This is a genomic window from Sulfuricurvum sp. (genome assembly GCF_030691015.1).
Lineage (GTDB): Bacteria > Campylobacterota > Campylobacteria > Campylobacterales > Sulfurimonadaceae > Sulfuricurvum.
In genome coordinates this window covers 609,279-623,711 of sequence record NZ_JAUYFF010000001.1, presented here as the reverse complement: position 1 = coordinate 623,711, position 14,433 = coordinate 609,279, and the positions used below count along the sequence as shown (strand labels likewise).

Sequence of the window (14,433 nt, the reverse complement as noted above, 5' to 3'; positions counted from 1 at the left end):
CCTTGCCTAAAATATAAGGGCAATTTTATTACACGATGATTACAGATGAGTTACGAGCCACTTTAGCGCTTCTTCACGGCTAAAAAAGAGTTGATCCAACTGGGCATTATAGGCACGTTCCAATATAGATTTAAAGCGTTCCGAGGGACTCAATCCTAGAGCAATCAAATCACGTCCCATAATCATCGGGGGAGGAGGTGCAAACAATACACCCAATGCGGAGGCGCGTTTGTACAGCCATTCTCCCGCTTCGAAAGATTTTGGTGTATGACCATTAAAGGCGCGTCCAAAAAAATCGGCTTTTGCAACGGCTATAAGATCATTGATACATACGTGCGTGCTTAAGTGCAAAATTTCACTTTCGCTTGCGGAAGAACGGTAGAGTTTTCGAGGCCATCCGTGATATCGAATAAGGGGAAGTATGCGGCTGATGAGGGTTTTGTCTTCCGTTATTTGATCCAGCCAGATGCGGGCGATTTCAACACCGACTTCGGCATGTTTCGGAGCATTGAGTATTCCCTCAGACGTAACGGTGGTGTCAGGTTTTCCGATATCGTGTAATAACATAGCTAACATCAACACGATGTCATCTCTCCATCGACCGCTTCGCATCGATGCCATCGTATCGAGCGCCATCATGGTATGAACCCAAACAGAGCCTTCGGGATGGGAATCTTGTTCTTGGGGGGTAGTTTCGAGCTTGTCAAGAGGGGTAAAAAATGACAACCCCCCCATTTTACGTAGCAAGTTCATCCCGATTGAGGGGCGATGACTTTGGAGAAGGAGTTTTTTTAGCTCTTCAAAAATTCGTTCTTTGGGGAGTTCCCTGAGCGCATCTTCTGCGATCATTTTCTGACATAGTTCCAATAGCTGTTTATCACATATTAGCTCAAAACGGGCGGCAAACTGTATTGCACGCAATACCCGCAGCGGATCATCGATAAAAGTTTTGGGATCGACACAACGAAGCTGTTTGTTTTTCAAATCGTCAACTCCGCCAAACGGGTCGAGTAAGGTTTGGGTGAGAGGATCGTAACCGATGGCGTTAATCGTAAAGTCGCGACGGCGGGCGGCAGTAGCAAAATCGAGATCACTAAACCACTCCGTCTCAAACCCTTTGTGTCCGAATCCTGACTTGGATTCAGTGCGGGGAGGAGAAAAATCAATAGCATATCCGGCGTAGGAAAGTTTGAGGACGCCGAAACTTTTTCCGTAAAGACCCATTTTCCCGAAAGGCTTAAGGAGGGATTCGAGAACTTCGAGCGAGGTTACACCGTAGAGTTCAATATCTAAATCGTGAGTAGGATGTCCTGTAAAATGATCACGGACAAATCCTCCCACAAAAATAGCCTTTATTCCATTGCGGGAGAGATGTTCTACCAGCCGCATTAAGGATAAAGGGATAGGTATCATTTTTTTGGAGTAGACTTTTTTTGAATTAGATTCTCAAGAGAGAAGCTGAACGTTGAACCGACCCCTAGTATACTTTCTATCCGAAGTTCGGAATCGTGTAGTTTGAGGATGTAGCTGACGATGGAGAGCCCTAGACCCATGGAGTTGTCCCAGCGGTTTTTTTGGACACGATAAAATTTAGAGGTGATTTTGTCGAGTTCGTTCGGGGCGATACCGATCCCTTTGTCCATAATACTGATCCTATTGTCGGTAAGGGTGAGTGTTACATCTTCTTCAGAATATTTAAGGGCGTTATCGACGAGATTGGTGACGATAAGCTCGATCATCGTTTTATCGGCATATATCGTTTTTGAGAGGCCGTTGTAATGGATGGTACGAGTAGGATATTTGGCTTGCAGGATAGAAATAGAGTCCGTGCAAACGTCCGAAATATCAAACGATGTAGGTTTGATGGAGAGATCGTTGTTTTCCAGTTTCACCGAGAGAGCAAGACGGTCCAACATCATAGTAACGCGATGGGTGTTGGAGAGAATTTTATCTAAGAACTTTTCTCGGATTTTAGGATCGATATTCAGATCATCGTGGAGTGTTTCGGCATAACCCATGATAGCGGCGATCGGATTTTTAAACTCATGGCTGATGGCGGAGAGGATATCGTTTTGCTGTTTGTTGATGAGACGAAGCTTGGCGGTGTGTTTGCGTTTTTGTTTGTCACGGTTATGAAGTTTTTTAACGAGATTCTTGAGCATAATGGATATCTGTAAAAACTCACGGAAGTATTCAGGTTTGAGAACGGCACGGTAATTTTTAGCAGAGACTTCATCTAAATAGCGGGTTATTTGAATAATATCGTGACGCGCTTTTTTAGAGATTTTATACGCAATAGCCAGAGCTATAGCGACTAAGGCTCCAAATGCGATAATAAGTTTGATCCACAATGCGTAAAAATGTTCCATTACCCCTTTTAGACTCATAGAAAGACGAAAATAGAGTATCCCATGTTGTGTGGAGACTTTTTTCGCAACATACACAAAATCGGTTTTGAGGGTTTTAGAATAACGGGTTGTTACTCCGTATGGCTCGTTCATCGCCTGCATAATTTCGATTCGATTCGAATGGTTTTCCATGGTATTTTTGTCAGTTTCGCTTTCGGCAATGACGTTGCCGCTATCACTAACAACGGTTACTCTCAAGTGAGATTTATGTGCGATTAAGTGGGCAAGAGAATCAAGATCGCTTGTGGTAGCGATCTGCGGTTCAAGAAGTTCAATGCTTTGTATAAGCCGATTCTCACCTTCTTCAATAATCATGGTTTTAAGGGTAATAAAACTGATGAGGGAGGCAACAAAAAGTGCTGCAATAAACAATCCTAAAACATTTAAGAAAAAAAACTGATGGATTCTTAGCACAGCGTGTAACCGACTCCCCGTACGGTTTTAATATACTCTTTGGACTTATCGGGGTCAATTTTCTCTTTGAGGCGATTGATTGCGACGTTGACGGTTCGGTCTTGATAAACTTCATCACTTCCCCAAACGTGTTCAAGGAGATAATCGCGCTCTAAAACGACATTTTCGTTGACAATGAGGGCATGAAGAAGATCAAACTCAAGTTTGGTTAGATCGACAGGAGTCCCTTCAATAAACACAGTACGTGCCGCGAGGTTCAGGGTAATGTCGCGATGGGTGATATTCCCTTCGGAGGAGAGTTTTTTCGTGCGGCGCAATACTGCCTTGACCCGTAAAATTAACTCTTTCATACTGAAGGGCTTGGTAATATAATCATCGCCTCCGCGCTCAAATCCCTGCTCGATCTCTTCATCTTTGTGTTTTGCACTTACAAAAATAACAGGTGTTTGAATGCCGCGTTTGCGTAGGGACTCGACGAATTCGCTCCCTTCCGCTCCGGGAAGATTTCGATCCATTAAAATGAGGTCTACTTTCTCTTCTTCGAGAGCATCAACGACGTGCTTGGTATTAAGAAAGCCGATAGTCTCAAATCCTTCACGTCCCAGATGATATTCCATAAGCTCTAGAATATCTTGTTCATCTTCAACAATCAGTATCAACGTGTTCACGATTGATTCCTTTTTCCGTAGGTCTAAGTACGTTCTTCGCACTAATTGTGTAATTTTAATTCGCCACCTTTTTGTGCATAGAGCATCAACGAGGCAATATTGACCGTACGGTCACCGATACGCTCTAACTTACGCAATGTGCCTAACACGCGAACGTATTCCACAGCAAGTTCGTTCGCATCTATGATCAATGTCAGAAGCTCTTTTTCCATAATAGAAAAAAGATCGTCATTTTTGGACTCTTCTACCATTACTTTGCGGTAAACATCATCCGCGTCACACGCTTCAATAGCATTCAAACATCCAATGATGTATTGTAACGCATTGATCGTTGTTTTGTGAAGTTGAATAATTGCATTGCTTAGGACGCTCATATCACATCCGCCTTGACAATGGTCATGCAGACGTTTACTGTATTTTTTGAGACCGTCACCGATGCGGTCGATCTCATTGGTCATTTTCAGATACGCCACTAACAACCGTAACTCATCCGCTTCCGGACCAAAGAGGGCAAACGTTTTGATAATTTCGTTATCGATCTTATTCGCATCCACTTGGATATTTTTGATATAGGTGCGTGATGTTTCGTAGAGTTCCTCATTGTCGGTTTCAAACGCTTTGAGCGTCTCTTCGCTGGATTGGATGATTTGAGAAAGCATAAGCGAAATCATTCCGCGAATTTCGTTGAGTTTATTTTCATAGCGTGGTAGCATGGATGTGCCTTTGATTAAATGATGATGCGCGATTATACCAATGGTTTATAACCGTGAGATTACAAAGAGTCATTGTTGTTTGTAATCATTTCGTTACCCGAGGCTTCTACAATACCGTCATCAAAAATTCCAAAAGGATTCCATAATGCTAAAGAATGCTACAAAAGGTTTAGTAATCGCGGCAATCGCGGCAACGTCTATGATCGCTGCGGATAAAATTAACGGTGCGGGTGCAACTTTCCCTGCCCCTGTCTATTATGACTGGGCGTATAACTACCAAAAAGCGACACAAACACGTGTTAATTATCAAGCTATCGGATCAGGCGGCGGTATTAAACAAATTTCAGAGCGTATCGTACACTTCGGTGCGACGGATGCTCCGATGACTCCAAAAGAGCTTGCCGCGGCAAAATTAACACAATTCCCTGCAGTTATCGGTTCTATCGTTGTAGCACATAACCTTCCGGGTGTTGCGGATGAAAAACTAAAACTCAAAAACAGCGTTGTCGCTGATATTTTTGCAGGTAAGATTACCATGTGGAATGATTCTGCTATCGCAGCGGACAATGCAGGGATTAAACTTCCGGCTGAGAAAATCATTGTTGCTCACCGTTCAGACGGATCGGGAACTACCTATGTATTTACAGACTTTTTAAGTGATTCATCACAAATGTGGAAAAGTAAATTCGGTATCGGTAAAGCGATCGGTTGGGCAACAGGTGTCGGTGGAAAAGGGAATGAGGGGGTAACAAACCTTATCAAACAAACTCCTTACTCAATCGGATATATTGAAAATGCCTACAAAGAGAAAAACAACCTCTCAGCCGCTACATTGCAAACGGCAAGCGGTAAATGGGTAACGGCGAACAAAGCAAACTTTATGGCAGCCGTTAAACAAGCATCATGGAAAAAATCAGAGCACTTCTACGGTTCATTGGTATCTCAAAAAGGGGATACTGCATACCCGATCGTAGCGGCAACTTATATTCTTATGCCAAAAGAGACGGCTGAAACGAATGCACAAGTTATCAAATTCTTTGACTATGCATTCAAAAACGGTGATAAAGCGGCTGAAAAACTTGGCTACATCCCTCTTCCGGTAGAAACAACAAACCTTGTTCGTGAATACTGGGCAGAGACCAAATAATTTTTCTATCCATCCTCTCCGGATGGGTACCTTTAAGCGTATACGGTACGTTTAAAGGTGCCCTCGTGGCACGTTTCTTTCTCCTTCTTCAATCCCTTAAGTTTTTGCTTGTCTTTCCTTGCGTATGCGTTGAGACAAGCGTTTTTCATCCGTTTTCCTTATCGTAATCATTCTGCAATGTAACATTAGCGTAATCTGTTTTTTCTACAATGACATCATTAAAAAACAGGAGTGATTCTTATGAAAAAAGTTGCATTATCTGCCCTTGCTGCGGCGATGATCAGTGGCGTTGCATCAGCAGATGCATTGACTCTCTACAGTGATCCTAAAACAGGACAAGTTTATACAACTCCGGGCGAAGGCCGTGTGGAGATGGGTGACTTCGTAAGTGCGAAAGAAGTTGATATGCAACTTCGTGATTTGGAATCAAAAGGTTCTGAATATCAGGACAAAATGTCTAAATACGTAAACGTTAAATCAAAAGCGAAAACACTTGAATTTAGCGGTACCCACTATCTTGGGTTTACAAGTGCTAACCCAAGCACAAGAGTTACTAATGCCGGTGCCGGTGAAACTTCAATATATGCTGGACGTTCATCCGGTTTTGAAATGCGCCGTAACTACGTGCAGGTAAAAGCATATTTCAATGATAAAGACTATGCACGTGTAACCTTAGATTCTACCAAAGAACTTGCCTCTTCTGTTGGAACGACTCAAGATGGAAGTGATTTGAAAACGTCTCAAGGTGGCGGTTATGCGGATGTATTTGTTAAATATGCTTACCTCTATTTGGATAAAGTGCTTCCGTATACCGGTGTAGAAGCGGGTATCGTTCACCGTCCATGGATCGATTATGAAGAGCACAATGCGTGGCATTACCGCTCGTTTAACAAAGTTTTTCTTGAAGAGAAAGGGACGGCTACGGAAGCTGGTGTTGACCTTGTAAACTCAGCCGATTTTGGGGTAAATTTCCAAACCAAAACGGATATGTTCAGTTCTGAAATCGGTATTTTCAACGGCGAAGGATATCACGCTGACAAAGTTGCGGGTAACCAACAAAATTCAAGTCAACTCTCTGTTGAGTGGCGTTTGACGGGTCACATCCTTGGAGATGGTACAAAAGTAGGTAAAAATGACCGTACGAAAGATACCTATGCAAATATTTCAACATATGGTTTGATTTCTAATAATCATAAAGATGATGATGCGGATCTCGGTGGTACGTTAGACGCTAATGAATACGATCGCTCTTTCTACGGTATCCATGCGGTTTATAACCAACCGGAATTCTTGATTGCGGCACAATATTTTACTGCAAAAGATGATAAACGTACTCAAAATATTGCTACGACATTTGATTCTAAAGATTATACTGGTTGGTCAATCAATGCTGAATATCGTCCAATACAAGACTGGACTGTTATTGGACGTTATGATGATTATAAAATCGAAAGTGAGTTGAATGGTGTTGTTACATCTAATATCGAAGGTGATAAAATCATCGCTGGTTTAGCGTATAAATACAATAAAAATGTCAGCTTTATCGGTTCAGCAAAATTTATTAATGAAAAAGATTCAAAAGTAGCTGCTAAAGCAAGTGATACTGGTGAATCTAAAGACGTTTACATGATGACTACCGAATTGAAATGGTAATCGTTTAACGTTTCATTCTCTCCTTCATCTCCCGCATTTGCGGGAGATATTCTCCTTCATCCCTTTTTCGCTACAATACTTTTTATACCAACCAAAGAGAATCCTATTATGATCACAGCAAATTTAATACTTACGATAGCGGGTTTATTGCTTATCCTCATCGTCTTGGTGGCACTTTATGTCTGGAGTAACAAGAGTAAAACCGTTTTTGAAACGGCTCCGACGACTATCGAAACCTTTGAATCTTTGAGTGCTATCATTAAGAATAAATCCTCAAGTGCTAGAGAGTTAAATCATGCTGTTGAGATAATTTTAAGCCATTTCGGAACGATGACATCGCATACGGTTGGCAAATACAAACTTTTGCTCGAAGAGTTGTGTACCCATCCGCGAACCGATTCTAAACTTATCCTCCGATTTGAGAAGACCCTTCGGATGAATAACCCAACATACGCCCATGATATTGAAAAATCTCTTGCCCTCGGACTTGCTCAGCGGGGGTAATATTAACGGAGTTTGTAGGCGATCGGGACGCTAATGCGCACCGATTTTGCAGGTTTCGGAAACAAACTAGCAGAATTCTCTATGAGGCCCTTTGCCGCATCATCAAGAAGTTCGAATCCTGAACTTTGCGTAATGGTAATTTGACTCACATCACGATTCGTATCCAATGTAAATGTTATCGTTGTCTCCCCCTGCTGTTTCAAGCGTAAGGCATTTTTAGGGTATTTTAGCCGTTCAGCTAAAATAGTGCGGATACGTCCCAAATTCTCTTCCGCATAATTTTCTTCTACTTTCGGTGGCGGAGCCTTCGGTGTTACTTGACCTGTAATTTCAGGAGTTTTGGTTGCGGGTGTAATGGTCGGAGTTGTTTGCGGAGCGACTACCGTCGGTTTACTTTGGACTAACACCGGTGTTTTAAGCGGTGTTAGTGTTTGAGGTTGCTTCGGTTTAAGAAGAGGGATAGGCTCTTCTTTATGTTGTATCGGTTCAGAGGGTTTGATGGCAGGGACGCTTAGTACGGATTCAGGGGTGTGAAGCAAAATTTTAAGGGTGGTTTTCTCGGGTACTACGGGGAGAATTTTATGTACAGCACTGGCAGCTCCGATAATGAGAGCCGCGAGAGTGAGGTGGATACCTACCGAGAGGATAAAAGGATGGGGAGTGCGTACGTGTTCCAAGTTAAATTTAGAGCTTGATTTCTACTTTTGCACCTGCACGGAGCGCATCCGTTGTTTTATTCATATGTTCTTTAAACTTTTCCAGTTTTAAAAATTGAGTAATCTCTTTTTTTACTTGTTCATACGGAACTTTTTTATCCCCTTGTTTCATCTTATCGCCGTTAGCATCATAAAAGGCTTTGGTCTCTTTGTCGGTGACGGTGATTTTATTCATTTGCTGTTTCATCCACATATCGACTGCCAAATCATTTTTGATCGCAGCATATTGGGCTTTGAAGGCAGGGGTGCTTTGAATACCGCTTTTGATAACTTGATCTTTTACAAGCGTTTGGTTTACAAGTTGATCGACCACTTGGCGTTTCATTTTCGGATCAAGTTTATTAAAACTCATTCCCGGTGCAGCTTTGGACAAAAATGCGTTTGCATCATTCGTAGTAATCGCTTTGCCGTTGACGGTTGCGAGGGCGGCGGGAGCGGCAAATACAAAAGTAGAGGTTAGTACAAATGAGGCAAGTGCAAGGGAAAGTTTCATAAAGGTTCCTTTTGGAAAAGTGTTAGGGCTATTATAGTATGTGTTTAATACGAAAAGGTTAAGTGGGAGAAATGTCTTGCATTAATCTGATATTGCCATAAAAATTTTGAGTTTAATGGATTCATTATTCATGTCATCATTGATAACGGCTGTGATGATTTCATGAAGTAAGGATTTTTCAATTTTACCTGCGGCTACGTGGTAACTGATATTTTCCATTTCATGAATAAAGCGTTTGGCTACAAACACATATCCATTAAGTAGCAAGAATTGAGCACCTACGGAAATAGCAATACGTTTATTGCCATCTTCAAAACAGTGAAATTTATTAGCGCAAAAAAATATGTGGGTTAATTTATCTTCAAATGTAGGATAATAGACATCATTTCGGATATGATCCAAGCAACTACCAAGTTGCTCAATATCTAAATGCCCCATTGCTCCGCCACCACTTACTTCTACCGTTTTGGCATGAGTTGCTATAGCCTGTTCCAATGTCAGGTATATTAATGCCATTATTTGCGTTCCTTAAGGCGTTTAAAGACATCTTTTGCCTCTTCGAGTCTCTCGGCAAGCTCTTTACTTTTTTCTCCAAGAAAACGCTCAAAATCCATTTTCTGCACAGGTGTAATATACTCTTCAAGTTGTTGATGCAATGCATCTCTAAACGCTAAATCTCGACTTGCCATTTTGTTACGGGCGCGTTCAATCAATGGTTTCCAGTGAGCTTGCGATTCAAACTCTTTGTACAAATGATCTGTTTCATATGAGGTTAATTGGGATCCCTTTCGCTTGGCTGATTCTTCGATAAGTTTTGCAAACCCAAATTCAAATGATGCGATAAGATCCAAAATTTCTGAATAAAAAGTATCTCGAACATTATCTTTTTCGTGAAGTTTTAAGATTTTACGGTATTCCTTAGCATTTTCTCGAAAGATCGATAGGTAAATTTTATCTGTATAGAGAGGATATTTAAATGTTCCCATATCAACATGATCTCTTAGCGCGTTGGTAAACTCTTTTCGATAATTTTCTTCTGCGAAAGAGGCTTGGATAAAATCTTCATCACGTTGATTAATATATTTAGTCCCGCCGCCTGTACGTTGGTTAATGGTGTCGATCACAACATCCAAAATGGTTTGTCGTAATACACGGGCCGTCTCACTCTCAGTGAGCAACATGGAAATATTTAAGAGCGAGCGAAAGTCGAATATACCGAGATTCCGTACTTTGCTACCGACATCAATGTCGGTCACAAACTGTGCACTGATCGCTTCACGAAATGCTTGTAGTTTTCCCCCTTTTAGAACTTCATATCCGTTGTGTTCTAACTCATCCCCATGCGCTTCTAAATAGCGCTCAACGGTTCGAATATCAATACCGAAAAAATCAGCTACTTGTTCTTTTACGAAACGCACACCATCTTCAAAACGTACTCCCTGAAGATTGGTTGCTTTTTCGATTTCTTGTACAGCATAAGGATTATTGAGGATATTTTGTCGTTCCAAACTGGAGTTGGTTAAATCTTTAGCCATACGAATATTTCCTTTATTGATTTGAGATTTTTAAACTCTTTCCATTCGCACGCTTCGTTTTCTTTTGGATAGTGGGCTTTAAGATGATTTTGGAGTTCTAAAGCTGTCATTCTCTTTTCCAATCATATATGCAGAATTTTTTTCATTTTATATAGCATATAGTCTATTTGTGATCTAAATAAATTCAATAGAGTCAAATACTTACAATGTATTCTTTTTCTTAGAGATATGTTATCTTTAGCCTTATTTTCAGCAAAATATTTTTTCTTGATATCACTATGAACAATGTCGGCATCGATAACTTGAAGAAAGTTATATTTTATATTTCCTAGTTGCTTTTGTTGCTCAAAAAAGATTTCTAAATTATCACGACTTGTCAATGAATGAGATGTCAAATCAAAATTATTAAATATTTGAAGTTGTTCATCGCCTTTATGTAAAAATATAACCTCATCATCCATGTCAATAATATAGCTTACATCTTCTCCAATAACTTTGCTTTTATACACGGATCGACATGGATGCACAAGCGTCGTACAACTGTTCAAACTTAATTCTTGTAAAGGATGATGGAAGTTAACAGTTTCTTTAACTTCATATCTTCCGTGATTTGTAGAAAGAATAAAAATCTTTTTTACATCTTGATCAATAAGTAATTCTTGTATGTCCAACTTTATCATATTGGATATATAGCAATAGACGGTTTCATATTTTTTTTGGTAAATTTCAAATGGCTTTATAATCAATGGCTCATCTTTGAAATCTTCTAGCAGTAAAATATAATTGTCACCAATTTTCATAGAAATATTAAAAATAATAATGGCTTTATCTTTTATATTTTCAAGGGTGATCTGATTTATAAATGCTTGATGACTATCAGAATTAAAAAATGTAATTCCATACATACCTCTAAGATAAATACCTGATTTAAGCATATAAGTTTCAATAGTATAAATTAAAGCGATCAATGAAATTACAAGTGCAATTAAAGAAACTACAAATGTAGGGAAATCCTCAATTTTGAATTCATTAATATAAATTACAAACAGGTAAGAAACAATGAAGATAGATAAAGTTTTAATAGTATTCATTTATACTTTATGTAACTGTAGTATTTGATTTGAAGAATGCCAATTTATTTGCCTCAATGTTAAAGTGAGGATATTATAGCGCAAGAGAAAATAGATGATAATTTTTTGGCTTTTACGATGAGTGCAGGTGATTGTTAGATGAAGTGGTGTTGGTGGACCCTAGCGGGATCGAACCGCTGACCTCGTCGCTGCCAGCGACGCGCTCTCCCAGCTGAGCTAAGGGCCCAAAGATATTGGAGCGCCATTATACGATAGAGGGCTCTTAAAAGTCAATGCGCAACAAAAAAGAGGGCAACGGTAAAGTTTTACTCTTATCGTGTCGATATAGGGGTATGAAAAATTTAGCCCTAATTATAATGTTCAGTGTAACGAGTGTAGTGTTGAGTGCGGAGGAATATACGATTCAGACGATCAGTGCCCAAAAAGAGGCTTCGATTACTCCCGCTTTTGAAAAGAAAGTACATAAAAGTGTTCTCCCATCAACGAAGAAAAAAGAGGGAAAGTGCAATATTGTAACGGTAGGTAAATACCCATCAGCTGCGTCGGCATATCATGATCTAAAAAAAGCGAAAGCTATTAGCAAAGATGCTTTTGTCCGTCCGATCAACAGAACAACACCGAAGGCATGTGAGAGTGCTACTGCTGAGAAAAAAGCTGCAGATGCGCACACTCCGGTTGCTTCGGTTAAAAAAGAAGTATCGATTTCTACAGCACATGAAACGGCTTCATCCCCTTCAGCGAGCAGTGCTGTTGTAACACGAGTGGCTGTCGCACCAAATGTACAAGAGGCGAAAGCGGAACCGTGCAAAGTACAGCCATGTGAAAAAGTTACTAATACGGTTTATGTATATGATCGAAATATTGGACGTAAAAGTGATATACACGATGCAATAGAGTATTACAAAAACTCACCGTATCATACATTTAAACCGATGGTAACTCAGCGCTAAATATTTTTACGGCTCCCGATTCGCCGCACTGTAGAGGCAGTCGAGATCGATCTTGTGAATCTTTTTGACTTCGGCATGGAGAGACTCCAGTAATTCAGCAGAGTTTTCTCCGTCGGATGGATAACAAATCGCGGCAGTTTGGATAGGTTTGCCAAAGATATCTTGAACCATTTTTTTAACAAACCCGCATCCGTATCGGTCGGTATAGGGCATGACGAAAAAGTAGTAATCTTCATAATGGACAATGGAGTCGGACGTGCGTAGCAAGGTTTGAATGTTTGATTCAACTAACGCATGTGAAATATTTGAAAAATCGCAAAATAAAATTGTAAAACTTTCCGAACGGTTTTCATCCAATCGATCCGATATTCCGATATTGAGATCGATCAACGATGCAAAGTCATAAAATGAAAATATTACCCCTGCCATTTTAACTCCTCAAAAAAATATTTGATTAGTATAGCGTTAATTATCTCAAACTAATAATGCTTTAAAATGAGTCGGAGTACACTCCCGTTTAGATGAAAATTGAGAGGAATGATACTATATGCTTGAAGAGATAAAAAGCCTCCCCCCTTTACCCATTTCTGTAGTACGGATACAAGAGCTGTGTATGAGTCACGATACTGATATTGATGAACTTTCACGCGTTATCGAACATGATCCGATGCTCAGTGCTAACATTTTAAAATCGGTTAATTCACCGCTCTATGGGATGAGTAAAGAAATATCCTCCATTTCGAAAGCGGTAATGCTATTTGGAATATCTATGATTCGGGGATTTGCGGCGGCGAGTGCGATTAAAAAGTCGGTTGTGATTGACTTAAGCCCTTACTCAGCGAGTATTGATGATTTAACAACGGTATCGACACTGCAAATGTCTTTGGCGCGAGAGTGGTATCGAAATGTCGATAAGAGTATGTTGCCACTACTCCAAAGCAGTGCTTTTTTGATGGAACTTGGAAAGCTTGTCGCCTCACTCAAAGTAATTTCGACAGGAAATTTAGAGCATTTTTTACAAGATATTGCCCAAGGCGGGTCTTTAGAAGAGGTTGAGCGAAAGTATCTTGAGATAAGCAGTTATGAAATTGCGGCAGCTATGTTTGAACATTGGAATTTTGAGACGGCACTTATTGAGACATTACGAGAAATATCAAACCCATCAACCCAGAATCCTCACGCACAGGTGTTAAGAGTTATTACACAAGCGGTTAATTTACGAGATACGTTTAGCGAAGAGGGGATACGCACCGCACTCGAAATGATAGAGGGATTCGGATTAAATAAAAGTGCCTTTGAAGAAGCTATTCAGTCGGTCAAATCTACTCAAAAACAAGTGTAAAGCCTATCTTCTAAATCGGCAAATCAAAAAAGTAAGCTAACCCGTAATAAACGCTGTAAAGACCGTAAATCAAGATTGCTAACGCAGCAATTCGATTCATTGTCTGGCGAAATGCGATCTCTTTGAAGAAAGAGACCGATTGTCCCAGTGCGAGCAATGCCGGAATGGTAGCAAGACCAAATACCGCCATAATAAGCCCGCCGTCGATGATTGATGCGGATGATGCAGCTTTTGCCGCAAAGAAAAAGACAAATCCACACGGGAAAAAGCCGTTCATCACCCCTAATGCAAAAAAACTTCCGATACTTTTACTTTTGATTAAGCGTGAAAAGAGGGTTTTAAAAAGAGCGTTGCTAGAAAATCCCCGTTCGAGTATATGAATCAGTTTTGAGAGGCCGAACATTCCCAGCGCGGTGATTATCATAATGATTCCGGCAAAGATAAACAAGGCGCCGTGCATCTCCATACTAAGAGCAAATAGCGCTCCGATGGCACCGAATACCATTCCCAGTAAGATATAAGAACTAACACGCCCTATATTGTAGGCACTGTGACGGACGAACTGCGCGCTACGACTCATCGAAGCATCGATTTTGGTCGAACTGTAGGCGACGATAAAGCCGCCACACATCCCGATACAATGACCGAAACTTCCCGCAAATGCAATCGAAATTATGAGCCACCATTCGATACCGTACATAATTAAACCTTTTAGTGAATATCAATAGTTTAAATAATTTTTGTTACAACAGTGTTAAGACTTAACACAAATTTAACAGTTCTGTGAAACAATAGCACG

The 14,433-nt window shown here is 40.4% G+C and carries 17 protein-coding genes and 1 tRNA gene; 5 read left to right on the top strand and 13 right to left on the bottom strand.

The window, feature by feature from the left end:
- Positions 1–39: 39 nt before the first annotated feature.
- Genes Q8O20_RS03380 through Q8O20_RS03365 form a run of 4 tightly spaced genes read right to left on the bottom strand, consistent with a single transcriptional unit; the run spans position 40 to position 4,203 of the window.
- The gene (locus tag Q8O20_RS03380; protein ID WP_305529982.1) at positions 40–1,413 is read right to left on the bottom strand and encodes a CCA tRNA nucleotidyltransferase; all 1,374 of its coding nucleotides are present in this window, start codon (positions 1,411–1,413) and stop codon (positions 40–42) included.
- Complete coding sequence (locus Q8O20_RS03375; RefSeq protein ID WP_305529981.1) at positions 1,410–2,822, bottom strand: sensor histidine kinase KdpD; 1,413 nt, start codon at positions 2,820–2,822, stop codon at positions 1,410–1,412. Before Q8O20_RS03375 ends, Q8O20_RS03380 begins: the two co-directional genes overlap by 4 nt.
- Positions 2,816–3,490 carry a response regulator transcription factor gene (locus tag Q8O20_RS03370; protein WP_305529980.1) on the bottom strand — a complete coding sequence of 225 codons (675 nt, stop codon included), beginning with the start codon at positions 3,488–3,490 and terminating at the stop codon, positions 2,816–2,818. The genes Q8O20_RS03375 and Q8O20_RS03370 overlap by 7 nt, the downstream gene beginning before the upstream one ends.
- A gap of 41 nt (positions 3,491–3,531) precedes the next feature.
- A complete protein-coding gene (locus Q8O20_RS03365; protein ID WP_305529979.1) occupies positions 3,532–4,203 on the bottom strand; it encodes a PhoU domain-containing protein in 672 nt (223 codons plus the stop codon).
- Between the two features lie 145 nt (positions 4,204–4,348).
- Here Q8O20_RS03365 and pstS point away from each other — a divergent pair, with 145 nt between their 5' ends.
- The 3 genes from pstS (at position 4,349) to Q8O20_RS03350 (ending at position 7,507) form a co-directional block, all read left to right on the top strand.
- Positions 4,349–5,350: a phosphate ABC transporter substrate-binding protein PstS gene (pstS, locus tag Q8O20_RS03360; protein ID WP_305529978.1), complete on the top strand. Its 1,002-nt coding sequence runs from the start codon at positions 4,349–4,351 to the stop codon at positions 5,348–5,350.
- A 240-nt stretch (positions 5,351–5,590) separates the two neighbouring features.
- The gene (locus tag Q8O20_RS03355) at positions 5,591–7,003 is read left to right on the top strand and encodes a hypothetical protein (RefSeq protein ID WP_305529977.1); all 1,413 of its coding nucleotides are present in this window, start codon (positions 5,591–5,593) and stop codon (positions 7,001–7,003) included.
- A 108-nt stretch (positions 7,004–7,111) separates the two neighbouring features.
- A complete protein-coding gene (locus Q8O20_RS03350; protein WP_305529976.1) occupies positions 7,112–7,507 on the top strand; it encodes a hypothetical protein in 396 nt (131 codons plus the stop codon).
- A 2-nt stretch (positions 7,508–7,509) separates the two neighbouring features.
- On the opposite strand, the gene Q8O20_RS03345 is transcribed toward Q8O20_RS03350, so the two are convergent.
- The 7 genes from Q8O20_RS03345 to Q8O20_RS03315 form a co-directional block, all read right to left on the bottom strand.
- Positions 7,510–8,184 (bottom strand): energy transducer TonB, encoded by a 675-nt coding sequence (locus Q8O20_RS03345; protein ID WP_305529975.1) that lies wholly within the window; start codon positions 8,182–8,184, stop codon positions 7,510–7,512.
- 7 nt (positions 8,185–8,191) lie between these two features.
- A complete protein-coding gene (locus Q8O20_RS03340; protein WP_305529974.1) occupies positions 8,192–8,716 on the bottom strand; it encodes a SurA N-terminal domain-containing protein in 525 nt (174 codons plus the stop codon).
- 81 nt (positions 8,717–8,797) lie between these two features.
- A complete protein-coding gene (locus Q8O20_RS03335) occupies positions 8,798–9,232 on the bottom strand; it encodes a Fic family protein (protein ID WP_305529973.1) in 435 nt (144 codons plus the stop codon).
- The gene (locus Q8O20_RS03330; RefSeq protein ID WP_305529972.1) at positions 9,232–10,251 is read right to left on the bottom strand and encodes a DNA-binding protein; all 1,020 of its coding nucleotides are present in this window, start codon (positions 10,249–10,251) and stop codon (positions 9,232–9,234) included. The genes Q8O20_RS03335 and Q8O20_RS03330 overlap by 1 nt, the downstream gene beginning before the upstream one ends.
- Entirely contained in the window at positions 10,236–10,361 is a 126-nt protein-coding gene (locus tag Q8O20_RS03325) for a hypothetical protein (protein ID WP_305529971.1), read from the bottom strand. Before Q8O20_RS03325 ends, Q8O20_RS03330 begins: the two co-directional genes overlap by 16 nt.
- A 12-nt stretch (positions 10,362–10,373) precedes the next feature.
- The gene (locus tag Q8O20_RS03320; RefSeq protein WP_305529970.1) at positions 10,374–11,342 is read right to left on the bottom strand and encodes a hypothetical protein; all 969 of its coding nucleotides are present in this window, start codon (positions 11,340–11,342) and stop codon (positions 10,374–10,376) included.
- A 150-nt stretch (positions 11,343–11,492) separates the two neighbouring features.
- A tRNA-Ala gene (locus tag Q8O20_RS03315) sits at positions 11,493–11,568 on the bottom strand.
- Between the two features lie 106 nt (positions 11,569–11,674).
- On the opposite strand from Q8O20_RS03315, the gene Q8O20_RS03310 reads away from it, so the two are divergent.
- The gene (locus tag Q8O20_RS03310) at positions 11,675–12,292 is read left to right on the top strand and encodes a hypothetical protein (RefSeq protein WP_305529969.1); all 618 of its coding nucleotides are present in this window, start codon (positions 11,675–11,677) and stop codon (positions 12,290–12,292) included.
- Between the two features lie 6 nt (positions 12,293–12,298).
- On the opposite strand, the gene Q8O20_RS03305 is transcribed toward Q8O20_RS03310, so the two are convergent.
- Positions 12,299–12,721, bottom strand: coding sequence for a hypothetical protein (locus Q8O20_RS03305; protein WP_305529968.1), 423 nt, complete (start codon positions 12,719–12,721; stop codon positions 12,299–12,301).
- Between the two features lie 118 nt (positions 12,722–12,839).
- Here Q8O20_RS03305 and Q8O20_RS03300 point away from each other — a divergent pair, with 118 nt between their 5' ends.
- On the top strand, positions 12,840–13,634 hold the full coding sequence (locus Q8O20_RS03300; protein ID WP_305529967.1) for an HDOD domain-containing protein: 795 nt from the start codon (positions 12,840–12,842) through the stop codon (positions 13,632–13,634).
- A gap of 10 nt (positions 13,635–13,644) precedes the next feature.
- Here the strand turns inward: Q8O20_RS03300 and Q8O20_RS03295 are convergent, their stop codons facing one another.
- On the bottom strand, positions 13,645–14,334 hold the full coding sequence (locus tag Q8O20_RS03295; RefSeq protein WP_305529966.1) for a sulfite exporter TauE/SafE family protein: 690 nt from the start codon (positions 14,332–14,334) through the stop codon (positions 13,645–13,647).
- Positions 14,335–14,433 lie beyond the last annotated feature (99 nt).